Here is a 26,222-nt window from a genome sequence, read left to right on the forward strand (position 1 = left end):
GGCGATGAGTCGGCGCAGTGAGTCAGGCGACGTCGTCTTCCCAGGCGCTGCAGCGTTCTGGTGTGCTGTCGTTCTTGCTGTCGACCAGGCACACCATGTATCTGACCGGTTTGTTCTCGACGATCTTGTAGTTGCGATGCTCTGCCGCGCCGTTCAGTCCGTTGCCGTTGAACACCCTGTCGAGTTCCATCCACTCGCGATACCCGGTCTCCGGGTTCGGCTGAACACCTCGATCACTCCGCGCACACCCTTGCCATCCGCGGTCCAGTCGTTGACCGTGAAGTGCTCGCCGTAGGACTGGAACCACACGGTGCCGGCGTTCTTCCCGGCGGTGTCGGCTCCTCCGTCCGCCTGCGCGGGCGTCGTCGTCATGGTGAGTGCCGCGGCAGCAGCGATCGCAAGCATCACGATACGTCGCATCATCGTGTTTTCCTTCACTGGTTGAGGATTGATCGTCGTCGCAGAAGATTGAATGAGGGTTCGGGGCAGGCTGATCGCGATTCGATATGGGTCGAAACACGTGAGTCTTCGTTGACGAGGGTCGGCGATCAGCGAAAATCACGGGAGACGTACTTGCGCGGGATCACCTGGGCGGCCCGCGGGATCACCTGGACCAACCGGTCGAGCCGATCGGCCGACAGATTGGTGACACCGTCGGTGTGTTCGATCGTTCCGCGGATGATCATGCCTGCGGTGTTCCGTGCGATCCGGCGATAGCGCTTCCACAGCACCTCGGTGCAGATGACGTTGAGCATCCCGGTCTCGTCCTCCAGGTTGAGGAAGGTGACACCGCCGGCCGTGCTCGGGCGCTGTCGGTGGGTGACCATCCCGGCAACCTTGATCCGACGCCCGTCATACTCCGGACCGGACGCGAACAAGTCCTTGATCGCAACCACGCCAAGATCATCCAGCTCCGTCCGCAGATGGGCGATCGGATGCTCACCGGGAGAGATCTTGGTCGCCCAGATGTCGGCCAGGGTCAGCTCGGTGATGCTCATCCCGGGCAGCTCCGGCGGCGGAGCGTCGATCGCAGTCCCCTCGAGCTGATCTTGACTGTCGGCGTAGCCGGCATCCCACAATGCCTGCCGGCGGCTGACCCCGAAGCTGTCGAAGGCACCTGCCGTCGCCAGTGCTTCGGCCTGCTTGACCGTCAATCCTGCTCGCCGGACGACATCGTTGATACTGCTGAACGGTCGTCGCTCACGCTCTTCGACGATCTTGGTGGCAGCCGGTTCGCCCAGCCCCTGCACCGTGGTGAGTCCGAGTCGTACGGCGAGAGCACCATCGCGACGATGAGCGGGAGTCGGATCATCGCAACCCGGATCGAACGGACCGACCGGCGGCTGATGTTGATCAAGGCAGCTGTCCATTCCGGTAGGGACCTGAGCTTGTCGAAGCGATGTCCTGAGCCTGTCGAAGGGGGTCGTTCTTTGAACATCGGCTTCCGGTCCCTCGACAGGCTCAGGTCCTGTTTCGGGTTCCAGGCCGGTGTCGACCGCAGACGCGACGATGTCGGGGCGGAGCACGGTGACACCGTGCCGGCGGGCATCGGCGACCAGGGACTGCGGTGAGTAGAAGCCCATCGGCTGGGCGCGGAGCAGGCCGGCCAGGTAGGCACCGGGATAGTGCAGCTTCAGCCAGCCGGTGGCGTACACGATCAGGGCGAAGCTCAGGGCGTGACTCTCGGCGAAACCGAAGTTGGCGAAGGCCTCGATCCGGTCGTAGATGCCCTGGGCCAGATCACCGGTGATGCCATTGGCGGCCATCCCGTCGAAGAGCTTCTGTCGCAGCCGTTCGATCTTCTCCACGCCCCGTTTGGAACCCATCGCCCGGCGCAGCAGGTCGGCATCGTCACCGGTGCAACCACCGACGGTCATCGCGATCTGCATCAACTGTTCCTGGAACAGCGGGATCCCCTTGGTCCGTTCCAGCACCGGCTGCAGCAGCGGATGCGGATAGGTCACCGGATCGATGCCGGTCGCCCGTCGGATGTAGGGATGCACCGCACCACCCTGGATCGGGCCGGGACGGATCAACGCCACCTCGATCACCAGATCGTAGAAACGCCGTGGGCGCAGCCGCGGCAGGGTGCCGACCTGGGCCCGGCTCTCCACCTGGAACAGACCGACCGAGTCGGCCCGGCAGAGCATGTCGTAGACCGCAGGCTCCTCCTTGGGCAAGGTGGCGAACTCCCAATGCTCCCCCAGGTGCTGATCGATCATCGCCAGCGTGTGGCTGATCGCGCTCAGGATGCCGAGCCCGAGGAAGTCGAACTTGACCAGCCCCATCCAGGCGCAACTGTCCTTGTCCCATTGCAGGATCGTTCGATTCTCCATCCGGGCGTGTTCGATCGGGACCACTTCGCCGACCGGCTGCTCGGTCAGCACCATCCCGCCGGAGTGGATGCCCAGGTGCCGTGGTGCGGTGATCAACTTGTTGGCCAGTTCGACCACCGGCCGAGGAATCTCATGATCATCGTCGTCGGTGACCGTGCTCCAGCTGTCGATCTGCTTGGACCAGGCGTCCTGCTGGCCCGGTGAGTAGCCGAGCGCCTTGGCCATGTCCCGGACCGCCGACTTGGGTCGATAGCTGATCACGTCGGCGACCTGGGCGGCGTTCCGCCGACCGTAGCGCCGATACACCTCCTGGATCACCTCCTCGCGTCGGTCGGAATCGAAGTCGACGTCGATGTCCGGCTCCTCCTCCCGGGTGGTGGCCAGGAACCGTTCGAACGGCAGGTCGTAGCGGATCGGGTCGACAGCGGTGATCCCGAGGGTGTAGCAGACCACCGAGTTGGCGGCCGATCCCCTGCCCTGGCAAAGAATCCCGCGTTCCTTGGCGAAGGTGACCATGTCCCGGACGATCAGGAAGTAGCCCTCGAAGCCCTTCTCCGCGATCACCGCGAGCTCTTTGTCCAACCGGGCCTGGGCCTGCTCACGGATGTCCGGATACAGCTGATCTGCGCCTCTTCGGGTCAACTCCCGCAGCCAACTCGTCGGATCGTGCCCCGGCGGCACGTCCAGCTTCGGCAACCTCGGCTTGGCGGCTCGCAGATCGAAGGCCAGCTGGCGACCAAGATCAGCAGCTCGCCGCACCGCACCGGGATAGCGGCCAAACCGCTGGGCCATCTCCGCACCGGAGCGTAGGTGCGCGGTCGGCGGCGGCAACCAGCCGTCCATCTCGGCCAGACTGCGCCGGGCCCGGACCGCCGCCATCGCACTGGCCAGCCGATAGTCCTTCGGTGCGGCGTAATGCACGTTGTTGCTGGCGATCGTCGGCAGGCCATGATCAGCAGCGAGCACGGCCAACTCGTCATTGATCAGCGAGTCTCCCGGCAGGCCGTGATCGATCAGCTCGACCGTGACGTGATCAAGGCCGAACAACGCAGTCAACCGGTCCAGTTCTGCGGCTGCTGCTTCGTGTGCCGCCGCACCGGACTCACTGCGCAGAGCCTGTCGGAGGAGTCCCTTGCGGCAACCGGTCAAGATCATCCAGTGACCGCCGTGCGCAGCCGCCACCTCCTCCAGATCGTAGACCGGCTTGCCCTTCTCGCCGCCACGCAACTGTGCCTCGGTGATCACACCGGCCAGTCGGCGGTAACCCTCCACGCCATCGGCCAACACCAGCAGATGGCTGCCCTGCGGATCCGGGATGCCGAGCTGGGCTGCGGTCAGCTCCAACGACAGCTCGGCTCCGTAGACGGTGGACAGGTCGTACTCCTTGGCCGCCTCGGCAAACCGGGCAGCACCGTAGAAGCCGTCATGATCGGTCAGCGCCAGCGCGTTCAGACCCAGCCGGACGGCCTCCTCGATCAGGGTCTCCGGATCGCTGGCTCCGTCCAGGAAGCTGAAGTCGGAATGCGCATGCAGCTCCGCGTACGGCAGCACCGGGCCGTCCGGTCGCTTGACCTCGTCCTTGGCCAGATACTCCTCGCGATGATGCGACCAGCCGGGGCCATTGTCACCGTGCGGATTCTCCCAGGGCTTGGCAGGCCGACCGGACAACTTGCGTTCCAGCTCCGACCAGGAGATCGGTGGATTGTTGTACGCCATCAGGGCGTGCCCCCTAACGGACACGCCCTAGTCATATCTCGCCTCGGTGAACCAGCTGCTGCCGGTGGCGACCAGCAGCCAGGCGCTGCCGTCCGGGGCGACGATCTGGAACCGGGCTCGGAGTGGGGAGTCCGGCTCCTCCCACCAGCGTTCGTCGATCGGCCACGGACCGACCCAGGCCTCGACCGGGACGAAATCTCCGTCCTTGGTCGGCCGGAACCGGCCGGGCTCGCCGCTGATCCCGCCCCGATCGGTGAGCTTGATCGGCTGCCCCTCCAGATCGAGCACGACAGCCGGCAGCGGCTGCTCGAAGACCCGGGTCGGAGCCGGTGGCGGCAGGCTGCCCGGCCACGGCAGTCCGGTCGGCCGGACACTGGTCGGCTGTTCACCCCACGGCGTGAGCAACTCCCGATCGGCCGGTTCCCGGCCGCCCTGGATGCCCGCCGCCAACACTCCGTCGAAGCCGATCATCCCTTGCACACGGGCGATCCCGCGTTGGATCTTCTCATCCGGCGCACTACCCCACAGCCCCTCGGACTGGGTGCCCACCGACTCGCACTGATCGGGCAGCAGCCGGATCTGAACCACCGGATCGGGCGCCGGATCGGCCTGCAACTGCCAACGCAACCGGTCGATGATGTCGCTCGAGTCGAACCACCGCGGGTGTGCCCAGCGGCGTTCATGATGCCAACCGTTCTCGGTGTCCACCTCGATCCGGATCGCGGTGCAGACCAGCCCGTTGCGGGCCAGCCCGGCGACGAAGCGGTCCGCCGTCTGCCTGCTGCTGAACGCGATCGGTTCGATGGTCTCCAAGCCGGGAGCGAAACTCACCTGCTGCTGGTGTTCCGGTGGCACCGACCGTCCGCTCAGCTTGCGTCCGGTGCGGGCACCGGCGAGCCGGTGAGCCCGGGCGCCGGCATGTCCGAAACGGGTCAGCACGTCCTTGGCCGGCAGCCGGACGAAGTCACCGAGGGTGTTGATGCCCATTCGGAGCAGCAGTCCGACCAGGTTGTCCTCGGCCAGGACGCCGATCGGCAGACCGGCGAGGAAGGCAGCCGACCTGCCCGTCTCGATGATCTGATGATCTTGGACGACGGCGAGCCGGGCCGCCTGCTCGGCGGTGAAGAGTTCGTCGGCGATACCGATCCGCAGGTCCCAGATCCCTGCAGAGACAAGCTTTTCGGCCAGCAGTGCCGCAGCTTCGGCCTCGCCGCCGTAATAGCGGCTGGGCACGGTCAACGCACACAGGCCGGGCCGGATCACCTCGACCCCGGGGCTGAACTCCTCGATCGCCGACAGCACCGGCTCGAAGGCACGGCTGTCCAGATCGGGGTTGTGGTCGATGATGATCAACTCCGGGCAGCGGGCGGCGGCATCCCGCTTGCGCATCCCGCGGCGTACACCCTCGGTCCGGGCAGTTGAGGAGCAGGCGAACACCTCGCCCTTGGCGACCACCGCGACGGCAGCATGGGGCGGCAGATTTTCCGCCTCCATCGCCGCGATCACCGGCCAGTCCGGGCACCAGACCGCCATCACCCGGGTGGTGCGTTCCTGGCCCTTCGACAGGCTCAGGGACCGTGGCCCTTCGACAGGCTCGGGGACCTTGGTGGGCTGCTCAGGGAGCTTGGGTCGGGGTGTGCGTACCTGTTCGGGGGCGTTGTGCCTCCGGATCCCGGGGAGAGTCTGCTGGTGTCCCTTCACCTCTCCATATTCGAACTTCTGTTCGAACAAGTCAAGATGTGGGCCGTCTCGATGCCGGGTCAGCCGCGCGGTGCGGGCTCCTCGGTGTCCTCTGCCACGGCGGCGGCACCCCGCGCCGAGCCGGTGGGTCTCACCAGTTTGATGGACAGCACCCGTTCGCGCTGCCGCGCCTCCTGCTGATCCCGACGGCGGGCGTCCAGCAACTGCGGCAGCGAGACCACACCGACCACCTTGGTGTCGTCCCGGCGGTCGACGACCGGGAGGGTGCTGACGTCGTTGACCGCCATCGTCTCGGCAACCTGTCGCAGCGGCTGGTCGGCATGGGTGACAACGGGCTCGGCGTGCAACTCGTCGTTGATGATCCCCGTCGGCGACTCCGTTCGTGCCAGCAGTGCACCACGGGTCACCACGCCGATCAGAGTTCCCTGCTTGACCACAGGATAGAGCTGCTGGCGCCAGCCGGCGTAGTCGTCGGTCGGGTCGTTGAGTACGGCCAACGCCTGACTGATCCGCAGATCGGGACTGAATTCGACGATCTTGGTCGTCATCACCTCGCTGACGAAGACGATCTCCAGCGGGTCGACGTCGTACTCGCGACTCAGGTGATAGCCGCGGCGGGCGATCTTCTCGGTCAGCACGGACCGTCGCAGCAGCACCGTCGAGACGCCGTACGCGGTCATCGAGGCGATCATGATCGGCAGCAGCGCATCCCAGCGGTGGGTGAGCTCGAGCGCGAACACCACGCCGGTGATCGGTGAGCGCATCACCCCGCCGAGCACACCGGCCAGTGCGACCAGGGCCCAGAAGCCCGGGCCGACCGACGGGAAGATGTGCGCCTCGACCGCTCCGAGTGCACCACCGATCATGAACATCGGCGCCAGCACACCGCCGGACGTACCCGATCCGAGGGACAGCGACCAGATCAGGGTCTTGACGACAAGGATGCCGACCACCAGGCCGAGGCTGATCGAACCGTCGAGTTCGGCGCCGATCACGTCGTAGCCCACCCCGAGGGCCTGCGGGACGAACAGGCCGCCGACTCCGATCACCAAGCCCCCGATCGCCGGCCACCACATCCAATGCAGCCGAAGCCGATGGAAGGCATCCTCCGAGGCGTACACCAGCACGGTGGCCACGATGGCGAGCAGAGCGGCGATGACACCGGAGACGGCGGCGAGGAGGTAGTCGACGTCGTGCAGATGCAGCGCGGAGGTGACCGGGAAGACCGGCCCGGGACCGAGGATGTGGTGCCGGATCACGGTCGCGACCGCCACCGCGGAGGCCACCGGTACGAGGCTGCGAGGGAGCCACTCGAAGAGCAGCAGTTCGGCCGCCAGCAGCAACGCGGCCAGCGGCGAGTTGAAGGTGGCCGCCATCCCGGCGGCCGAACCGGCGACCAGCAACGCCTTGCGTTCGTCGGCGGTCAGATGCAGGAACTGGGCCAGCAGTGACCCCAGCGCACCGCCGGTCATGATGATCGGGCCCTCCGCGCCGAACGGTCCGCCGGTGCCGATCGCAACGGCCGAGGAGACCGGCTTCAGGACCGCGACCCGCGGTTGCACCTTGCTGCCGCCGAGCAGGATCGCCTCGATCGCCTCCGGCATGCCGTGGCCGCGGATCTTCTCCGATCCGTAGCGGGCCATCGCCCCGATCACGAGGCCGCCGACGACCGGCGCGAACAGCACCAACCACCAGGCGTGCCGGCCCGGCGCGATCAGTTCGGTGGAGACCCGTTGGTAGAAGACGGCGTTGGTGATCAACCCGATCAGCCGCAACAGGCACCAGGCCGCGCCGGCGCCGGCAGCGCCGATGGGGACGGCCAGGACGGCGATCCACAGCATCCGTGGCGTGGCGGTGAAGTCGCCGAGGTGTCGCACATCGCGGACCTCGGCGGCGCGATGCCGACGGCCGGGCCGGGTGAGGACGGAACGGGCAGGCGTTGGCCGGGCAGCAGCAGACACGGTCGGACTGGTTCCTTCGCGGGCGTCGGTTTGATCCTCCGGCGCGCCGTCGCGCCCGTGTCGTGCTCGGGTGCACGACACGGACAAACAATATCGTGACACGACATACTATTCTGAATCGGTGCCCACCGATCAGCAGTACCAACGTCTGTTGGCCTTCCGCACCGCCCTACGACGCTTCGATCAGTGGAGCCGTACGGCCGCCGAGGAACACGGGCTGACCCACACTCAGCACCAGCTGCTGCTGGCGATCCGCGGCAGCCGGACCGCGGGTGGCCCGACGATCGGTGAGATCGCCGAGGCATTGATCATCCGGCACCACACGGCGACCGAGCTGGTCGATCGTGCGCAGCGACTCGGGTTGGTCGACCGGATCAGGAATGCTGACGACGGCCGGCGCGTCCAGTTGCGGCTCAGTGCGGACGGCCGACAGGTGCTCGATGCACTGACGGCGGTTCACCTGGAGGAACTGCACCGCCTCGGCCCCTGGCTCGATCCCCCGACGCCATGATGTGATCGACGCCATGAACTGGTCGACGTCATGATCGTGTTCCGTGGCGATCCTGCTGATCGGGAGCCGCGGCTGCCGACCGTGCAGCAACGGATGCACCAGGCACTCCGGGAGCTGTCGCCCGGATACTTCGCCGCGGTGATGGCAACCGGCATCATCTCGATCGAGTTGGCCGCCCACGACTTCCCGGTGCTCTCCCGGATCATGCTGGTGGTGGCGATCGGTGCGTTCGTCGCACTGCTCGCCCTGAACGTCTGGCGCTTCGTCGCGCACCGCCACGAGTTGCTCCACGACTTCACCCATCCGCTGCGTGGATTCGGGTTCTACACCTTTGTCGCCGCCATCGATGTGGTGGCCGTCCGGATCGCCCTGACCCAGCATGTCGTGGCGACCGTGCTGCTCTCGATCTCCATCGTGCTCTGGTTGACTCGTGGATACCTGATCCCCTGGACCACCCGGTTGGGCGCCGGCGAGCACCCGATCGCAGCCGCCGCCAATGGCACCTGGTTCATCTGGGCGGTCGGCGCTCAGTCGATCTCGGTGGCCGCCGCGGTGTTGACACCGTTCGGAGCCGGGCAGTGGTTGCCCTTGATCGCAGTGGGTGCGTGGTGCCTGGGACTGTTCCTCTACCTGGTCGACGGCGTGTTCGTGGTGATGCGGCTGTTGAGTTATCCCTTCACAGCAAGAGATCTGACGCCACCCTACTGGGTCGCGATGGGCGCGGCCGCGATCACCGCACTGGCCGGCAGCAAGGTGGCGACGCTGCCACCGGGGCCGTTCGCCGATCTGGTCCGGCCGGCGATCCGGCCTGCTGCGCTGTTCGCCTGGGTGATCGCGAGCTGGCTGCTGCCGGCCCTGGTGGCCATGGGCTGGTGGCGGCATGTCACCCATCGGGTCCCGCTGCGCTACGACGCCAACATGTGGAGCATCGTCTTCCCGCTCGGGATGTACGGGATGGCGTGCACCTCGATCGCCCGGGCCGATCGACTGCCCTATCTCGGAACGCTCGGCACGCTCTGGGTCTGGATCAGCCTCGGCGCCTGGCTGCTGACGGCGCTGGCCGGGATCCGCCATCTCGCGCGTGACGTGCTGCTCCGATAGGGGCGAGCCTGGCCCCCTTAGCATCGCGTTAACCGATCGGCAGCGCACCGCTAGCCGCGATCACGGCAGGCTCGACGCATTGTTCCTGAACCGTGAGGAGTCGACCGGTCAGCAGGATCATCCGGCGCGTACGGCGTAGAGCTCCGGCGTGCGGTCGGGGGTGTCGACGACCCGTACCTGATGATCGTCACCGGGCAACAGCAGGTGCGCCTCGCGGACCTGGCCGGTGGCCAGCTCGGCGATCACCCGAGCTCGACGCCCGGTCAGTCGGCCGTGCCCGCGGCCGATCCCGGTCCACTGAGAATCACGAATGCTCAACCGTGCCTCGGCTCGTGGCCAGTCACCGACCGAGATCAACACCGCGTCGTGTTGCCGGATCCGGGGCGCCAGCCGGGCAGCCTGATGCTGGCTGACCGGACGGAAACCGGATCGGGCGGTGGGCACCCGGAGCACCACGACGCCGAGCACATCGGCCAACGCCGCGGTCACCTCCAGCCAGGCCTCCCCCGGCTCCGGCACCAGCACCGTACGGTCCAGGTCGACTCCGAGCTCGGCCGCTGCCTCCAGACCGAAGTCCGGCATCCCGATCACCGCAGACCAGGAGCCGGCGGCGGACGGTCCGGCCATCGCCAACATCGCCAGCCCCGGGGTGGACACCGCATAGCTGGCTCCGGTCCGCAGCTGAACCAGTCCGGACAATGCGGGCAAGGTCGGCAGCGGCTGGGAGGTGGCGGTCCCCTGCATCCGGTGCACCTGTTGCCGCAGCTCCTGGATGCTGGCGAGCTTCTGCTCAGCACTCCGGACGTTGGCTAGCGAGGTGACGGTCATCGCTCTATATTCGAACAACAGTTCGAGTTGGTCAAGTCCTGGCAGGACCCGAGGTCTCAGCCGGTGCTGCGTAACTCCGCGGGTTCGTCGGAACTGAAGTCGATCGCCTTGGCCTGCCGACCGAAGGCGGTCAGCACGATGACCGCAATCGCTGCTCCGCCGACGGTCACCGCCATCGCCGTCGGATAGCCGACGTGGCCGGACAGCGCCTGCTGGATCGGCAGGTTGAAGGCGGCGATCAGATTGCCCAGCTGGTAGGTGACGCCGGGATAGAAGCCGCGGATCGCGTTCGGTGACAGCTCGTTCAGATGGGCCGGGATCGCGCCCCAGGCGCCCTGGGTGGTGGCCTGGATCAGCGCAGACCCCAGGCACAGCCAGCCGGCGGTCTGGGAGAAGGCGAAGATCGGGATGATCGGCAGCGTCAGTGCCGCACCCAGGATGATGGTGCCCTTGCGGCCGCGCCCCCACCGGTCGGACAGCGAGCCGAAGATGACGCAGCCCACCGCGGCGCCGATGTTGTAGATCACCGCGATCCAGCTGGCCGTGGTCGCCGCCAGCCCGGCGCCGCCGTGCTCGGTCGATTTCAGGAAGGTCGGGTAGATGTCCTGGGTGCCGTGACTCATCCAGTTGAAGGCAGCCATCAACAGCACCAGGTAGATGAACCGGCGCAGCACCTTGGGATTGAGGAACACCTGACGGATCGAGGTGTTGCTGCGGTTCATCTTGGTCCGGGTGGTCTCCCAGACCTCCGACTCCCGGACCCTGGTCCTGATGATCAAGCTGATCAGCGCCGGCAGGATGCTCAACGCGAACAGCCACCGCCAACTCAGCCCCAGCGCGGAATGCACCAACAGGAAGGCCAGCGAGGCGAGCAGATAGCCGCAGGAGTAGCCGCCCTGCAGGATGCCGGAGAAGAACCCGCGTCGGTGCCGCGGCACCTTCTCCATCGTCAGCGCAGCACCGAGTCCCCACTCCCCGCCCATCCCGATGCCGTACAGCAGCCGCAGGATGAACAGCACGGTGAAATTGGGGGCGAAGGCGCAGGCGAAACCGACCACCGAGTAGAAGCAGACGTCGACGATCAACGGCAACCTGCGGCCGACCCGGTCTGCCCAGATCCCGAACAGGTAGGCACCGACCGGACGCATGATCAACGTGATCGTGGTCAGGAACGCCATCCGTTCCAGCGAAACACCGAAGTCCTTACCGATCTCGGCGTAGACCAGGACGATCAGGAAGTAGTCGAACGCGTCCAACATCCACCCGAGCCAGGACGCGGCGAACGCGCTCCGCTGGTCGGAGTCGAGCTTGGCTGATGCTGTCGGCTGTGACATCGAAGGCCCTCTCCCGTAGAACGGAAGCCAGGCTATCTATCTCGGTCGGCAGCTCTCTCATCGCCCTGGGCCTGTCGAAGCACAGGCTTCGAAGGACAGGCTTCGAAGGACAGGGCCCGACCGGCGCCTCAGCCCACAGCCGTAGCAACCAGATGCGGTTCGAGCTGGCTCATCAGTGCCCGCTTGGATCGGGCGCCCTTGATCGACAGTGCCGGTTCGCCACCGACGAAGAGCAACATCGTGGGCAGCCCGAGGACCCGGTAACGGGCGGAGATCTGCGGATGTTCGTCACTGTTGATCTTGGCAACCAGCAGCCGATCGGCGAGCTCCTTCTGCAGTTGGTCGAGGATCGGGTCCATCACCTTGCACGGCGGACACCACTCGGCCCAGAAGTCCACCAGTACGGGCAGCGTGCTCTGCTCGAGCGTGGCGTCGAAATTCTCAGTGGTCAGCGTCTGCATCGCGTTCCTCCGGTGTCGGTGCGCAGCCAGGGCAGCTGCGCGCAAGCTGTTCGGCGAGGTCGGTACGGCGACGGACGAGCTCGGCGATCTCGGAGTCCAGCTCGGTCAGCTTGCGGTGATACACCGCGACCGAATCCGGGCATGAGTCACCGGTCGGTTCGCCGGACCGCAGACACTCCACGAACGGGCGGGTGTCGTCCAGCGTGAAGCCGGTACCAAGCAGTTGACGGATCTGGGTGACCAGCTGCAGGTCCTGCTCGTCGAACTCCCGGTAGCCGTTGGCTCGGCGTCGTGCCGGCAACAGTCCTTGCTGTTCGTAGTAGCGCACCGAACGAGTGCTCACACCGGCCTTGGTCGCCAGCTCTCCGATCTGCATCACGTCCACCGAACCTCTTCGCCGCTACATGTTCTGAGACATCGACGATAAGCGTTGACACCGGTGTCAAGGTCAAGTGATCAACCCGCGAAATTGCGATCTCAAGCCGACGGCCGGGCGCCCGTCACGCTTGGAGCGGACCGTCAGGTGGCGATGAGATCGCGATATCGCGGGCCGTCAGTCGAGCATCCGCAGGAAGTAGGCATGCAACCGTGGATCTCCGGAAACCTCGGGATGGAATGAGGTCGCCAGCAGCTGTTCCTGCCGGACGGCGACGATGGCGCCTCCCGCGGCGTCATCGACGGACCCGGCGGCTGGATCAGCGAGGTGGACACGACCGACGACACGGACGTCGCCGCCGACCTTCTCCACCCAGGGCGCCCGGATGAAAACAGCATGGAACGGTTGCTGCGGTTGATCGTCGAGATCAAGATCGAGATCGGTCTCGAAGGAGTCCAACTGCCGGCCGAAGGCGTTGCGGCGAACCGTGATGTCCAGACCGCCGAAGGTCTGTTGATCATGAGTGCCACCGGTGATCCGGTCGGCGAGCAGGATCATCCCCGCGCAGGAGCCGTAGGCCGGCAATCCTTCGCGCAGCGCTGCCACCAACGGATCCCGGACCTCGAAGATCCTGGCCAGCTTGTCGATCGTGGTGGACTCCCCGCCGGGAATGACGATCCCGTCCAGCCGCTGCAGATCCTCCGGCCGTCGGACCCGGACCGGCTCGGCACCGACCGTCTCCAGCGAGCGGAGGTGCTCGATCACGTCACCTTGCAGTGCGAGCACCCCGACCCGCCGACGGGAGTTGCTCGGGGTCACCACCCACGCTCGGCGAGCCGATGCGGCTCGGGGATGTCGTCGACGTTGATGCCGACCATGGCCTCACCCAGACCGCGGGAGAACTTGGCGATCACGTCCGGGTCGTCGTAGAAGGTGGTCGCCTTGACGATCGCCGCGGCCCGCTGTGACGGGTTGCCGGACTTGAAGATGCCCGACCCGACGAAGACGCCTTCGGCTCCGAGTTGCATCATCATCGCCGCATCGGCCGGCGTGGCGATACCGCCGGCGGTGAACAGGACGACCGGCAGCTTGCCGAGCTCGGCGACCTCGCGGACCAGATCGTACGGTGCCTGCAAATCCTTGGCAGCAACGAAAAGCTCGTCCTTGGACAGCGAACGCAGCCGGTTGATCTCGCTGCGGATCTGCCTCATGTGGGTGGTGGCGTTGGAGACGTCGCCGGTGCCCGCCTCGCCCTTGGACCTGATCATCGCCGCGCCCTCGGTGATCCGTCGCAGTGCCTCGCCGAGGTTGGTCGCGCCGCAGACGAACGGCACACCGAACGCCCACTTGTCGATGTGGTTGGCGTAGTCGGCCGGGGTCAGCACCTCGGACTCGTCGATGTAGTCCACGCCCAGCGACTGCAACACCTGGGCTTCGACGAAGTGTCCGATCCGAGCCTTGGCCATCACCGGGATGGAGACCGCGGAGATGATGCCGTCGATCAGATCCGGGTCACTCATCCGCGCCACGCCGCCCTGAGCACGGATGTCGGCCGGCACTCGTTCCAGTGCCATCACCGCGACCGCCCCGGCGTCCTCGGCGATCTTCGCCTGTTCGGCGGTGACCACGTCCATGATCACGCCGCCCTTGAGCATCTCGGCCATCCCGCGCTTCACCGGTGTGGTCCCGGTGTGCCGGTCGGCCCCGTTCTGCTCGGTCCGCTGGATCGTGTCGGTCATCGCCTGCTCCTGAACTCCTCGGTGTCAGCGCCGTCGATCGACGCTCATGACGAGTCTCCCGCAATCGCCGTCGGAGTGGATACGTCAAAGCAGTCCAATCAGGATCGAGTGGACACCCAACCCCTCCTCCCCCGGAACCGGATCACCCGGGTCCAGACCTCGCGGAGGTGCCCACCAACCCGGGGCCAGAAGAACGGCCGCATGTCCGGACTTCGCGACCTCAGGCCTGCGCCCGGCCCAGAAGATCGGCCGACAGGCCAACAATCGCGCCCTCAAGGATCGGCCCTGCTCCGGCTGGACTTGGCAGCAAGATCGGACGAGTGTCCAGGATTCGCGCCCTCGGAGCCCTGATCCGCGCAGAAGATCGGCCGAGTGTCCACATATCGCGTTCTCGGGAGCTGGCGGATGTTCTGATCGGGCTGACTGTGGTTTCGCCCGAAGATCGGACGAGTGTCCGGAAATCGCGCTCTTAGCGGCTGGGGTCGGGTGAGGGGCGGCGGAGGACGGCGCGGGCGACGAGGCCGGCGACGAGAGCCCAGAAGGCGGAGCTGATGCCGAGAGCGCTGAATCCGGCGGCGGCGACCAGGAAGGTGATCACCGCGGGGATGCGTTCGTCCGCCTGTTCGACGGCACCGGCGACCGACGATGCCAGGGTCGGAATCAGGGCGATGCCGGCGACCGCCGCCACCACGCCGGGCGGAGCCAGCGTCACCAGGGTGGCGAACGCAGCCGAGCAGACACCGAGCACGAGATAGGTCACGCCGGCGGAGAACGCGGCAACCCAGCGACGGCGGCGATCCGGGTCAGCCTCCGGTGCCGCGGCCAGGGCTGCGCTGATCGCGGCCAGGTTGATCGCGTGTCCACCGAACGGGGCGCCGAGGATCGTGCCGGCGCCGGTGATCAACATCGCCGGTCGCCACGGGACCTGATAGTCGTAGCTGCGCATCACCGCCACACCGGGAAGGTTCTGCGAAGCCATCGTGACGATGTAGAGCGGGATCGCCAGCCCGATCACCGCCTGCCAGCTGAAGTGCGGCACGGTGAGTTCCGGCCGGGGCACCAATTGGCCGAGTGTCGGCACCGAATCCGCCCCGGCGCTGCTGATGATGATCACCACGGCCGCGACGACGAACGCCGCCGGCACCGCCCATCGGGGGGCCAGGCGAAGCAGGATCAACCAGCACAGCAGGATCGGCGCAACCGTCAGTGGGTGAGCAGCCACCGCCGTGATCGGCGCCAGACACAGCGGCAGTAACACGCCCGCCAACATCGCCTGCGCGATCGGTGTCGGGATCCGGCCGATCAAGGTCGACAGGCCCGGCCACAGTCCGGTGATCATGAACAGTGCTCCGGTCACACAGAAGGCACCGACCGCAGCGGGCCATCCCCCGCTGACCGCGGCACTCCCGGCCAGCAGCGCCGCACCGGGTGTCGACCAGGCGACCGTGATCGGCATCCGGAACCGACGCGCCAGGATCATCGTGGCGACACCGAGCAACACCATCAATGCGAGCAGCCCCGATGCCGCCTGCGCCGGTGTGGCACCGACACCGTGCAGCCCGGACAGCACGACCGCGAACGAGCTGCTGGAGCCGACCAGCGCGGTCACCACACCGGCCCCGACGGGGACGGCGATCGGCGCCTGATTTCGGGTTATGCTCATCAGCACTCCGTTCCGGATACAGAACGTTCCACGAACAGAACGGTAGCAGTCGGTAACCGAGGAGGGGAAGCCCGATGGTCGGAGCGAACGCGGTGGCGGTCGGACGCCGGCTGACCCAGCTGCGTGAGGGGCGCCGGCTGAGCCTGTCCGAGCTCGCCCGGCGCGCCGGTATCGGCAAGGGGACACTGTCCGAGATCGAGTCCGGCCGCAGGAACCCGACCCTGGAGACCCTGTATGCGTTGACACTCCCGCTGCAGGTCCCGCTGACCGCGCTGCTCGGTGAAGCGGCGCGGACCACGCTGTCGCCGGATGCGGATGGTCCGGCGATCACCGGGCATTCGGGGATGTCGGCGATCACCCTGGACGTCCGACACCAGCCGGACGGCAGCACTGTCGAGGTGTTCCGACTGGAGTTCCCGGCAGGCGCGAGCCACGAGTCCCCTGCCCACGGACCGGAGGTACGCGAACACCTCACCGTCGGACACGGACGGCTGCGGGTCGGGCCGACCGGCCGGCTGACGACGCTGACCGCCGGCCAGTCCCGTGGTTGGACCAGCAATCAATCGCACCGCTATGTCGCCGTCGACGGCCCGGCCGAGGCGATCGTCGTGATCGTCTCGCCGGCGGATCGCTGAGCGGTCGTTCGCTCGAACGAATCAGCGCGGGCGGAAGGTGGAGCCGGCGATGTCGAGGGCGTCCTGGTCGACCGGCAGTTCGCCGTGCCGGACCGCCTCGACCAATCGACCATGATCGGCTTCGGTCTGGTCGGCGTAGCCGGCCGCGAAACGGCACATCGCCTGATCGAGCTTGTCACTTGACCCGACGTAGCCGGCGATCATCGACGCACCGCTGGTCCGGGCGTGGCCCTTGGCCAGCAGATGGCCGACGATGCCGGCGTAGTCGGTGAGGGCGGCGACGTCGATCGAGTCCAGCCCGATGGTGCCCTTCATGTTGCGGAACTGCCGGACGTAATACTGCCTACTGCCAACGGTCGTCCAGCCGAGCAACGGATCGCTCACGGTCTGCAGCGCCTGTTGGTATTCGGCAACCCGCTGGCCCTGGTGATCATGCCAGGCCGAGTCGCCGTGGACGTACGGCGCCAGCACCGATCGGCGTGCCTGTTTGAGCTGCAGGAACACCACATCACTGGGCGAACTCCCTTCCAGCAAAGCGATGTAGGCACGCAGACCGACACTGCCGACACCGACCACCTTGTGCGCGATGTCGATCAAGGTGTAGCCGCCGAGGGTCCGCCGCCATTGTGGCGGGATGGTGGACAGGTAGTCGTCCAGCCCTTGGGCGACGGCGTCGTACTCCTCGGCGGGGAGTCGGGTGATCAGTGGCGGCTCCTCCACGATCTGCCGCTGCCCGGCATGCTCGCGGGTGAAACGCGGCAGCGCACGGTCACTGGTCCGACGCCGGGCCCGCCGTGCGGCTCGTTCGATCTCCTTCTGCAGGCTCTTCTCGGTCGCCGCACCCTGCAGCCGTTCGACGTCGAGATGGTTGTAGGCGCGTTTCAGCAGCGGTTCGTCGGCCAGGAACCGCACCTCGTGACGATAGGCGGCGACGCAGGAGGCGACGGCGTCCCCGCACTGGTCCTCACGGGCTCCGTTCTCCCGGCCGGCGACCCAGATGCTGGCAACCAGCCGCCGCAGATCCCACTCCCAACACCCCGGATGCGCCTCGTCGAAATCGTTCAGATCGATCACCAGCTCACCCTCGGGCGAGGCGTAGAAACCGAAGTTGCCCAGGTGCGCGTCTCCGCAGATCACCGGCATGATCCCGGTCGACGGCAGCCCGGCCACGTCGGCGGCCATCACGATCGCCGTACCCCGCAGGAAACCGTAGGGCGAGGACAGCATCCGAGCCACCCGGATCGGGATCAGCTCGGGTACCCGTCCCTGGTGAGATTCGATGATCAACTCCACCGGGTCCGCACGGTCCGGCTCCGGAGACCACACCCCCAACTCACGGCGCGGCACCTGCTCGCGCAGCCCGCGCCCCATCGCGTACCGCTCCTCACGGGAGATCGGACGCTGCCGCAGCGAGAAGAAGGACTCACTCTGCACCGATGGCAGCACCACGTGGCCACCGACCGGATCAGCCACCGAACCCTCCCTCACCTGAGTTGGTCCCCGCAGGCATCGTACGGGGCAGGCGTTCGTCGGGCCGTTGGGACGCGCGAGGCCGGCCGACGATCCTTGACGCCGGCCGGCTCCGGGTGCAGCGTGATGATCGTGACGAACGCAGCGCGTGTGCAGATCCGTCGGATCTACGATCCTCCCGCGGACGGCGACGGCCACCGGGTGCTGGTCGACCGGCTCTGGCCCCGCGGCATCAGCAAGGAACGGGCCCGGCTTGATCAATGGTGCAAGGAGATCGCGCCGTCCACCGAGTTGCGAAAGTGGTACGGCCACGATCCCGACAGTTACGACGACTTCGCCGAGCGCTACCGGGCCGAGTTGGAGGAGCCGGAACGCGCCGCCCTGCTCGCGGACCTCAGGGCGATGGCGGCGCAGTCGACGCTGACCCTGTTGACCGCGACAAAGCGTCCCGAGATCAGCGAAGCTCAGGTGCTGAAGGACCTGCTCACCGGGTGACGACGCAGAACGCGGCGGAACCTCACGGGTGACGAGCGCCGCGGTGCGCACCGTCACCGACGGCGTGCGCCTCCCGGAGCCAGCCGAGGAACTCTTCGTCCAACTGGTCGGATGTCGAGATCCTGAAGTGATGGACGAACAGTTTTGCGGTGTAAGGCGAGACGTTGGTGATCCGTTCGTCCTCGACGATCCGCTGCAGATCGAGATAGCCGACCAGGCCGCGACGGTCCGGTCGCGCGCCGGCGAATCCGCGGTGCGTCCCCTTGAACGTGATGGTCGACTTCGAGGGCGAAGAGCGGAACTCGCCGACCGAGGTGAGCAGCTCCACAAACCGGTCATACAGAGCGACCGACGCTTCCGGCTGGCCCCGCAGATGATCTTCAACAATCCACGTCATGGCGTCAGCGTAGGGCGTCGGTCCGACAGCCCGGCGCGATCGTCGACAGCAGGACGCGGGTGCCGCCGGGTCGGCCGACGCATGGCAGGCTGGGCGGGGTGCCGACCGATCACACCGTCACGCGTCTGTCGACCACCCCGGTGAAGGGCCTGTCCCTGCATCACCCCGATGCCATCCGGTTGACGGCCCGCGGCGTTGTCGGAGATCGGCAGTTCCTGCTGATCGACGACAACGGCAAGCTGCAGAGCTGCACCCGGAACCAGGCGCTGTACGGTCTGACCGCGCACTGGCAGCAGCAGAGCCGGCGGTTGAGCATTCGCCGCGGAGCCGACGAACTGCTGACCGGGGTGATCGAGCCCGGATCGGCGGCGGACACCGACATGTGGGGACTCCGTACGCTGCCGGCCGACGAGGTCGCCGACCCGATCTGGCACACCTTCTTCTCCGACCTGATCGGTCGCCCGGTGCGACTGCTGCAGGCCCGCGAACCGGCCGTCGACGTGCAGCCTGCGACGTTGCTCGGCACCGGGTCGGTCCAGGAACTGGCGCGACAGGCCGGCCTTGCCAGTATCGACCCGGGCCGGTTCCGGATGTTGATCGAATTCTCCGGCGGGGTGCCCCACGTCGAGGATTCCTGGAACGGGCTTCGGTTGCAGATCGGCGATGCGGTGCTGCGGGCCGGTGGTGGGGTGAAACGCTGTGCCGCGACCACCCGCAACGTCGATTCCGGCGAGGTGGACCTGCAGACGTTGCGGGTGATCACCGGCTATCGCGGCCGCCAGGACTCGGTCCTCGGACCCGGAGCGCTCTTCGGCATCTACGCCGCAGTCCTGCAGCCAGGCACGATCTCGGTCGGGGACGAACTGATCGTCGACGCCGACGGCTGAACGGAGTACGGCCGGTTGTCAGGTTCCAACTCGTTCAAAGTTCCAACCGATCTGAGCACGACGGTCAACGACAGGCTCCCGGTCGGCGTCAGGGCGATCGTGGAGCCGAGCCGGCGCGGGCGCCGACCGCGCACAGCCGGACACACCATCGGCCCCTCTGTCGGGACGAACCGGACGGGGTTAGGCTCAGCGCATGGCGCGATGGAGTCCGTTGGAGTGGCCGGTGGTCCGGCAGTTGCGCTCCGGTGATCTCTTCGGCCGGGGTCCGGCCGTCACGTCCGAACGGACCCGCGAGATCGCGCCCCGGACCACGACCGCCGACCGGGTCGTGCAGAGCGTCTGTCCCTACTGCGCTGTCGGCTGTGGACAGCGGGTGTTCGTCCGCGACGAGAAGGTCGTCCAGATCGAGGGCGACAAGGATTCGCCGATCTCCCGCGGTCGGCTCTGCCCGAAGGGCGCGGCCAGCGAGCAACTGATCAACTCCCCCGGCCGGCAGACCCAGGTGCTCTATCGCCCGCCGCGCAGCAAGGACTGGCAACGACTCGATCGCAACACCGCGATGGACATGATCGCCAAACGCTTCATCGAGTCCCGACGCAACACCTGGCAGGAGAACGACGCCCAGGGCCGGCGGCTCCGCCGGACGATGGGCATCGCGTCGTTGGGCGGCGCGACACTGGACAACGAAGAGAACTATCTGATCAAGAAACTCTTCACCGCCGCCGGCGCGATCCAGATCGAGAACCAGGCCAGGATTTGACACTCCGCAACGGTTCCCAGTCTGGGAGCCTCGTTCGGGCGTGGCGGTGCCACGCAGTATCTGCAGGACATGGCCAATGCCGACTGCATCGTGATCCAGGGCTCCAACATGGCCGAATGCCATCCGGTCGGATTCCAATGGGTCGAGGAGGCCAAGGCCCGCGGCGCGAAGATCATCCATGTCGACCCCCGGTTCACCCGCACCTCGGCGATCGCCGACAGGCATCTGCCGATCCGGGCCGGCTCGGATGTGGTGTTGTTGGGCGCGTTGATCAACTACGTGATCAGCAATGAGCTCTGGTTCGACGAGTACGTGACCGCCTACACCAACGCCGCCACGATCGTGACCGAGGCCTATCGCGACCCCGAGGACCTGGACGGCCTGTTCTCCGGCTTCGACCCCGAGACCGGCGCCTACGACCCCGCCAGCTGGGCCTATCAAGGTCACGACACCGACGAAACGGGACAACCGGGCACGCGCCGAGGCCCCGGAGAACACGGAGCCAGTGCATCGCAGCGGGCGGCCGGTGATCAACACGGCAGCGGCGGGCCCGCCCTCGAGCATGCCGAGGTCGAACGCGACGAGACCCTGCAGCATCCCCGGACCGTGTTCCAGATCCTCAAGCGGCACTTCGCCCGCTACACCCCGGAGATGGTCCGCGACCTGTGCGGCATCAGCGTCGAGGACTTCGGATACCTGGCGCGCGCGGTCACCGAGAATTCCGGCCGGGACCGCACCACCTGCTTCGCCTACGCGGTCGGCTGGACCCAGCACACCCTCGGTGCCCAGTTCATCCGCAGCGCGGCGATCCTGCAACTGCTGCTGGGCAACATAGGCCGGCCGGGCGGCGGCATCATGGCGCTGCGCGGTCATGCCAGCATCCAGGGTTCGACCGACATCCCGACTCTGTTCAACCTGCTGCCCGGCTACCTGCCGATGCCGAAGGCCGGTGATCATGACACTTTCGCCGACTATTTGGAGGCAGTCGGCTCCAAACAACAGAAGGGATTCTGGGCCAACGCCGACGCCTACACGATCAGTCTGCTGAAGGCCTGGTGGGGCGACGCCGCCACTGCCGACAACGACTGGGCCTATGACTACCTCCCCCGGATCACCAGACCGCACGGCACCTACCAGACCGTCACCGGAATGCTCGCCGACGAGGTAGAGGGCTACTTCCTGCTCGGCCAGAACCCTGCGGTCGGCTCGGCCAACGGGCGGATGCAACGGCTCGGCATGTCGCATCTGAAGTGGCTCGTCGTCCGCGACCTGAACATGATCGAATCGGCAACGTTCTGGAAGGACGGCCCGGAGATCAAGACCGGCGAGCTGAAGACCGAGGAGATCGACACCGAGGTGTTCTTCATGCCGGCCGCATCGCATGTGGAGAAGGCCGGATCGTTCACCCAGACCCAGCGGCTGCTGCAGTGGCGGCACCAGGCGGTCGCGCCGCCGGGCGATTGTCAGAGCGACCTGGACTTCTTCATCGATCTCGGCAACCGGGTCCGGGCGTTGCTGGCCGATTCGACCGACGACCGGGACCGGCCGCTGCTGGACCTGACCTGGGACTACCCGGACGACGAACACGGCAACCCCGACTCCGAGGCCGTGCTGGCCGAGATCAACGGCCGGCAACTCACCGGGCCCGGTGCCGGCAGACCACTGTCGGCCTACACCGAGCTGCGGGCCGACGGATCCACCGAGGCCGGCTGCTGGATCTACACCGGCGTGTACGCCGACGGAGTCAACCAGGCGGCCCGTCGCAAGCCGGGCCGCGATCAGGGCCCGACGGCACTGGAGTGGGGTTGGGCGTGGCCGGCCAACCGGCGGATCCTCTACAACCGTGCGTCCGCCGACCCGGACGGAAACCCTTGGAGCGAACGGAAACGCTACGTCTGGTGGGACCGTGAGCAGGGCAAGTGGATCGGTGACGACGTGCCTGACTTCGTACCGGATCGAGCCCCGCACAGCCGACCCGATCCCGGTGTCGGCGGGCCCGACGCGATTGCCGGCGACGACCCCTTCGTGATGCAGTCCGACGGCAAGGGTTGGCTGTTCGCCCCACACGGCCTGGTGGACGGCCCGATGCCGACGCACTACGAGCCACAGGAATCGCCGGTGGCCAACGCCCTCTACCCGCAGCAGCAGAGTCCGGCCCGGGTGCGGTTCGCCCGTCCGGACAACCTCAGTGCGCCGAGCGCCGGCACCCCGGGCGCCGACGTGTACCCGTTCGTCTTCACCACCTATCGGCTGACCGAACATCACACCGCCGGCGGGATGAGCCGCTGGCTGCCGTACCTGTCCGAACTGCAACCGGAGATGTTCTGCGAGGTGTCGCCGCAGCTGGCCGCCGAACGCGGACTGGAGCCGTACGGCTGGGCGACGTTGATCTCGCCGCGGGCCGCGATCGAGGCCCGGGTGTTGATCACCGACCGGGTCTCACCGTTGATCATCGGCGGCCGTACCATCCATCAGATCGGCATGCCCTATCACTGGGGCGTCGGCAGCGACGCGGTGATCACCGGCGACGCCGCCAACGACCTGCTCGGCATCACGCTGGACCCGAATGTGCTGATCCAGGAATCCAAGGTCGGCTCCTGCGACATCCGTGCCGGACGCCGTCCGCACGGCCGGGAGTTGCTGGACCTGGTCACCGAGTACCAGACTCGAGCCGGGGCGACGACCGAGACCGACAACCAGACCGTGACCGATCCGGGCAGCCAGGGAAGAGACCGACACCGCCCGGGAACAGATCAGGGGAAGGAGGACTGATGGGCCAGTTCTCCGGTCCGAGCGACCCGGCCGCCGACGCACGATGGCCGGAACATCAACACCGCAAGGGGTTCTTCACCGATACCTCGATCTGCATCGGCTGCAAGGCCTGCGAGGTCGCCTGCAAGGAATGGAACCAACTTCCCCGCGACGGTGATCTCGAGCTGCTCGGATCCTCCTACGACAACACCGGCGAACTCGGGGCCAGCACCTGGCGGCACGTCGCCTTCATCGAGCAGGGACCCGAACGGATCGAGCAGGCACGAGCCTCCGGCCGGGCCCTTGTTGATCTTGGGATGCCGACCGTCGGCCCGCCCTCGGATCACGGTCCGTCGACAGACTCAGGACCCTTGGTCGCCGATCCTGCCACCGGTTCGGTTTCGTTGAACGATACGGCGCCGCCGGATACGCCGGAGTTCCGTTGGCTGATGGCCTCCGACGTCTGCAAGCACTGTACGCATGCGGGCTGTCTGGATGTCTGCCCGACCGGAGCGTTGTTCCGCAGCGAGTTCGGCACCGTCGTGGTGCAACCCGACGTCTGCAACGGCTGCGGCGCCTGCGTCGCCGGCTGCCCGTTCGGCGTCATCGAACGGCGGACCGACGGGACCGTGCAACCCGGCGAACGGCGCGGGCAGCGCAAGGGCGAGCAGCCCGAGGTGCCGCGGGTCGGGATCGCTCAGAAGTGCACGCTCTGCTACGACCGCTTGGTCGATGATCAGACTCCCGCCTGTGCGCAGACCTGCCCGACCACGTCGATCAAGTTCGGCGATCGGGACGAGATGCTGGCCACCGCCAAGGAACGGGTCGCCGAATTGCATGCCCAGGGCATGACCGAAGCCCGGCTGTACGGCGCAAACGAGCTGGACGGCGTCGGCGGCACCGGATCGATCTTCCTGCTGCTGGACGAGCCCGAGGCCTACGGTCTGCCGCCGGACCCGCGGGTGCCGACCGCGGACCTGCCGCAGATGTTCAAGCGGGCCGGACTGGCCGCGGCCGGGATGGTCGCCGCAGCCGCCATCGCCTTCCTGGGAGGACGTCGCCGATGAGCACCTCGGAATACGACAGCCTGCGGCCGCCCGACCTCGGGCGACGCGGCGGCAAGCGCCGGCGCCGACGCGCGGGCCGAACGGGTGCGGGTCAGGGTGGCGACGGAACGCGTGAGATGCCGATGGTGCCCGAGCCGGAGTTCACGTCGTACTACGGCCGACCGGTGGTCAAGCCCGCGCCATGGGGACCGGAGATCGCCGGATATCTGTTCTTCGGCGGTCTCTCGGCAGGATCGGCGCTGCTCGGGTTGGGTGCCCGGCTGACCCGGCGGCCGAAGCTGCGCCGCAACGCCCGGCTGTCGGCGATGGGAGCGGCCGGCGCCGGGCTCGGACTGGTTGTTGCCGACCTCGGGCGGCCCGAGCGCTTCCTCAACCTGCTCCGTACGGTGAAGGTCACCTCGCCGATGAATCTCGGCGCCTGGATCTTCAGCGCGTTCACCACCGGTGTCGCCGTCACCACCGCCTCCGAGGTGGACCGGCTGACCGGTGAACGACTCCCCCTCGGCCCTCTGCGCCGGTTGCTGCACGGCTTGGAGGACCCGGCCGCGATGGGCAGTGCGCTGCTCGCGCCGCCGCTGGCGGTCTACACCGCGGTGTTGCTGTCCGACACCTCGACACCGACCTGGAATGCCGCCCGAGAGGACCTGCCCTTCGTGTTCGCCGCATCCGGCAGCATGGCCGCCGGCGGGTTGGCCATGCTCACCACGCCGGTCGGCGAGGCCGGCCCGGCCCGGGGTCTGGCCGTGATCGGCGCCGCCGGCGACCTGGCGGCCACAACGGTGATGGAACGCCGGATGGATCCGATCGCCGCCGAACCACTGCATCAGGGGCGGGCCGGAACGATGCTCGCCGTGAGCAAGGCACTGACCGCCGTCGGCGGTCTGGGCGCCCTGGTCGGCGGCCGCAACCGCGGTATCGCCGCCGGTTCAGGACTCGCGCTCGTCGCCGCCTCCGCGCTGACCCGACTCGGCGTCCTGGAGGCCGGAATCGCGTCGGCGAAGGATCCGCGCTACACCGTGGAGCCGCAGAAGAACCGGCTCGCGAAACGCCGCGCCGACGGAACCACCGACGACTCGATCACGACGGTCGATTAGCCGGCGGCCGCGTAGACGATCACCGCAGCTCCGCGGCAACGTCACCGATCCTCAGCCACCCCGGCCGGGCCAACCCCACGCAACGTCGTCGACGGCCAGGAACGGTTCCGCCGTCACCGTACCCGGCGTCAGTCCGGTGAACGCGGCGACATCGCGGTGCAGATGGGACTGGTCGGCGTAACCGCCCTCGGCCGCGACCAGGGCCGGTGGACCGCCCGCCACGAGTCGATGGACGGCATGATCGAACCGGACCAGTTTCGCTGCCCGCTTCGGACTCAGGCCGAGCTGTGACCCGAAACGGGACCACAGACGTTTGCGGGACCAGCCGAGTTCGGTCGCCAACTGCTCGACCCGAACGGCGCCCCGCCGGGATGCGATCCGCTGCCAGCTCCACCCGACCTCCGGGTCGATCGGCGACCCGGCAGCCGCGCGCCGATCGGAGAACCACCGGTCCAGGACGGCGAACCGCTGCTGCCACGTCCCGGCCGCGGCGAGCCGGTCGTTGAGCCGATCGGAATCGGGCCCCAGCAACGCGTCCAGCGGTATGACGGTGTCCAACTCGGCGGCCGACCCGCCCAACAGCGCGTGCGCCGCCACCGGCGACAGCCGGACCTGCAGGCAGCTGAAGGCGTCGACCTGCAGGGCGCGGAGCGCATCGCCGTAGCCTGGCCCGATCGCGAAGCTGCCGCGATACGGTCGACCGTCTCCGTCCTCGACGGCGATCGACCCGTCGAAGACCACGATCAATGTCACCGCCGGATGCGGGATCAGCCGCAGCGCCGGCGGCGTGATCCCGCGATCGGTGAAGCCGGCCATCGTGACGCCGGGCAACCGGCTGGACAGAGTCGGGGTCGCGATGTCCCACAGCATCCCGTCAGCCGGCGGGGCCGGTAGCCGTTCGTCGGTGCCCACGACCCCAGTATTCCGCGTCATCGGCTG

23 protein-coding genes are annotated in these 26,222 nt (G+C 67.4%); 8 read left to right on the forward strand and 15 right to left on the reverse strand.

Annotated features, from left to right (window positions below):
* Positions 1-22: 22 nt before the first annotated feature.
* The 5 genes from BLU38_RS31115 to BLU38_RS29410 form a co-directional block, all read right to left on the reverse strand.
* Complete coding sequence (locus tag BLU38_RS31115) at positions 23-190, reverse strand: hypothetical protein (RefSeq protein ID WP_157683848.1); 168 nt, start codon at positions 188-190, stop codon at positions 23-25.
* Positions 154-438 (reverse strand): hypothetical protein, encoded by a 285-nt coding sequence (locus BLU38_RS29395; protein WP_157683850.1) that lies wholly within the window; start codon positions 436-438, stop codon positions 154-156. Before BLU38_RS29395 ends, BLU38_RS31115 begins: the two co-directional genes overlap by 37 nt.
* A 110-nt stretch (positions 439-548) precedes the next feature.
* Positions 549-4,052 carry an error-prone DNA polymerase gene (locus tag BLU38_RS29400; protein WP_091530800.1) on the reverse strand — a complete coding sequence of 1,168 codons (3,504 nt, stop codon included), beginning with the start codon at positions 4,050-4,052 and terminating at the stop codon, positions 549-551.
* 27 nt (positions 4,053-4,079) lie between these two features.
* Complete coding sequence (locus BLU38_RS29405; protein WP_231920092.1) at positions 4,080-5,753, reverse strand: DNA polymerase Y family protein; 1,674 nt, start codon at positions 5,751-5,753, stop codon at positions 4,080-4,082.
* Positions 5,754-5,812: 59 nt separating this feature from the next.
* A complete protein-coding gene (locus BLU38_RS29410; protein ID WP_197679920.1) occupies positions 5,813-7,714 on the reverse strand; it encodes a chloride channel protein in 1,902 nt (633 codons plus the stop codon).
* A 121-nt stretch (positions 7,715-7,835) separates the two neighbouring features.
* Here BLU38_RS29410 and BLU38_RS29415 point away from each other — a divergent pair, with 121 nt between their 5' ends.
* Positions 7,836-8,225: a MarR family winged helix-turn-helix transcriptional regulator gene (locus BLU38_RS29415; protein WP_091533375.1), complete on the forward strand. Its 390-nt coding sequence runs from the start codon at positions 7,836-7,838 to the stop codon at positions 8,223-8,225.
* Positions 8,226-8,255: 30 nt separating this feature from the next.
* Positions 8,256-9,326: a tellurite resistance/C4-dicarboxylate transporter family protein gene (locus BLU38_RS29420; RefSeq protein ID WP_091530806.1), complete on the forward strand. Its 1,071-nt coding sequence runs from the start codon at positions 8,256-8,258 to the stop codon at positions 9,324-9,326.
* Between the two features lie 117 nt (positions 9,327-9,443).
* Here BLU38_RS29420 and BLU38_RS29425 read toward each other — a convergent pair whose 3' ends face one another.
* The 7 genes from BLU38_RS29425 to BLU38_RS29455 form a co-directional block, all read right to left on the reverse strand.
* Positions 9,444-10,154 (reverse strand): hypothetical protein, encoded by a 711-nt coding sequence (locus tag BLU38_RS29425; protein ID WP_091530810.1) that lies wholly within the window; start codon positions 10,152-10,154, stop codon positions 9,444-9,446.
* A gap of 56 nt (positions 10,155-10,210) precedes the next feature.
* Complete coding sequence (locus BLU38_RS29430) at positions 10,211-11,488, reverse strand: MFS transporter (RefSeq protein WP_091530813.1); 1,278 nt, start codon at positions 11,486-11,488, stop codon at positions 10,211-10,213.
* A 128-nt stretch (positions 11,489-11,616) separates the two neighbouring features.
* Positions 11,617-11,949 carry a thioredoxin gene (gene trxA / locus BLU38_RS29435; RefSeq protein WP_091530816.1) on the reverse strand — a complete coding sequence of 111 codons (333 nt, stop codon included), beginning with the start codon at positions 11,947-11,949 and terminating at the stop codon, positions 11,617-11,619.
* Complete coding sequence (locus BLU38_RS29440; protein WP_091533376.1) at positions 11,930-12,325, reverse strand: MerR family transcriptional regulator; 396 nt, start codon at positions 12,323-12,325, stop codon at positions 11,930-11,932. Before BLU38_RS29440 ends, trxA begins: the two co-directional genes overlap by 20 nt.
* 177 nt (positions 12,326-12,502) lie before the next feature.
* Entirely contained in the window at positions 12,503-13,147 is a 645-nt protein-coding gene (gene pdxT / locus BLU38_RS29445) for a pyridoxal 5'-phosphate synthase glutaminase subunit PdxT (protein WP_091530820.1), read from the reverse strand.
* Positions 13,141-14,064, reverse strand: coding sequence for a pyridoxal 5'-phosphate synthase lyase subunit PdxS (pdxS, locus tag BLU38_RS29450; RefSeq protein WP_269458145.1), 924 nt, complete (start codon positions 14,062-14,064; stop codon positions 13,141-13,143). Before pdxS ends, pdxT begins: the two co-directional genes overlap by 7 nt.
* Before the next feature lie 469 nt (positions 14,065-14,533).
* Positions 14,534-15,727 (reverse strand): benzoate/H(+) symporter BenE family transporter, encoded by a 1,194-nt coding sequence (locus BLU38_RS29455; protein WP_091533380.1) that lies wholly within the window; start codon positions 15,725-15,727, stop codon positions 14,534-14,536.
* A gap of 74 nt (positions 15,728-15,801) precedes the next feature.
* Between BLU38_RS29455 and BLU38_RS29460 the strand changes: the two genes are divergently transcribed.
* The gene (locus BLU38_RS29460) at positions 15,802-16,362 is read left to right on the forward strand and encodes a helix-turn-helix domain-containing protein (RefSeq protein WP_091530823.1); all 561 of its coding nucleotides are present in this window, start codon (positions 15,802-15,804) and stop codon (positions 16,360-16,362) included.
* 21 nt (positions 16,363-16,383) lie between these two features.
* Here the strand turns inward: BLU38_RS29460 and BLU38_RS29465 are convergent, their stop codons facing one another.
* Positions 16,384-17,835 carry a DUF2252 domain-containing protein gene (locus tag BLU38_RS29465; protein ID WP_231920093.1) on the reverse strand — a complete coding sequence of 484 codons (1,452 nt, stop codon included), beginning with the start codon at positions 17,833-17,835 and terminating at the stop codon, positions 16,384-16,386.
* Positions 17,836-17,964: 129 nt separating this feature from the next.
* Between BLU38_RS29465 and BLU38_RS29470 the strand changes: the two genes are divergently transcribed.
* Positions 17,965-18,327 carry a DUF488 domain-containing protein gene (locus BLU38_RS29470; RefSeq protein ID WP_231920094.1) on the forward strand — a complete coding sequence of 121 codons (363 nt, stop codon included), beginning with the start codon at positions 17,965-17,967 and terminating at the stop codon, positions 18,325-18,327.
* A gap of 22 nt (positions 18,328-18,349) precedes the next feature.
* Here the strand turns inward: BLU38_RS29470 and BLU38_RS29475 are convergent, their stop codons facing one another.
* Positions 18,350-18,724 (reverse strand): DUF5655 domain-containing protein, encoded by a 375-nt coding sequence (locus BLU38_RS29475; RefSeq protein ID WP_091530829.1) that lies wholly within the window; start codon positions 18,722-18,724, stop codon positions 18,350-18,352.
* Between the two features lie 98 nt (positions 18,725-18,822).
* Between BLU38_RS29475 and BLU38_RS29480 the strand changes: the two genes are divergently transcribed.
* From BLU38_RS29480 to nrfD, 4 genes are all read left to right on the forward strand, one after another.
* Positions 18,823-19,611: an MOSC domain-containing protein gene (locus BLU38_RS29480; RefSeq protein WP_157683852.1), complete on the forward strand. Its 789-nt coding sequence runs from the start codon at positions 18,823-18,825 to the stop codon at positions 19,609-19,611.
* Between the two features lie 193 nt (positions 19,612-19,804).
* Positions 19,805-23,143: a formate dehydrogenase gene (fdh, locus tag BLU38_RS29490; RefSeq protein WP_269458146.1), complete on the forward strand. Its 3,339-nt coding sequence runs from the start codon at positions 19,805-19,807 to the stop codon at positions 23,141-23,143.
* Positions 23,143-24,189 (forward strand): 4Fe-4S dicluster domain-containing protein, encoded by a 1,047-nt coding sequence (locus BLU38_RS29495; protein WP_091530841.1) that lies wholly within the window; start codon positions 23,143-23,145, stop codon positions 24,187-24,189. The genes fdh and BLU38_RS29495 overlap by 1 nt, the downstream gene beginning before the upstream one ends.
* On the forward strand, positions 24,186-25,283 hold the full coding sequence (nrfD, locus tag BLU38_RS29500; RefSeq protein WP_091530844.1) for an NrfD/PsrC family molybdoenzyme membrane anchor subunit: 1,098 nt from the start codon (positions 24,186-24,188) through the stop codon (positions 25,281-25,283). Before BLU38_RS29495 ends, nrfD begins: the two co-directional genes overlap by 4 nt.
* A gap of 51 nt (positions 25,284-25,334) precedes the next feature.
* Here nrfD and BLU38_RS29505 read toward each other — a convergent pair whose 3' ends face one another.
* Positions 25,335-26,216, reverse strand: a complete 882-nt coding sequence (locus BLU38_RS29505; RefSeq protein WP_231920095.1) for an AraC family transcriptional regulator — start codon at positions 26,214-26,216, stop codon at positions 25,335-25,337.
* Between the last annotated feature and the right edge of the window lie 6 nt (positions 26,217-26,222).

The sequence above is a fragment of the Microlunatus soli genome (assembly GCF_900105385.1).
Taxonomy (GTDB): domain Bacteria; phylum Actinomycetota; class Actinomycetes; order Propionibacteriales; family Propionibacteriaceae; genus Microlunatus; species Microlunatus soli.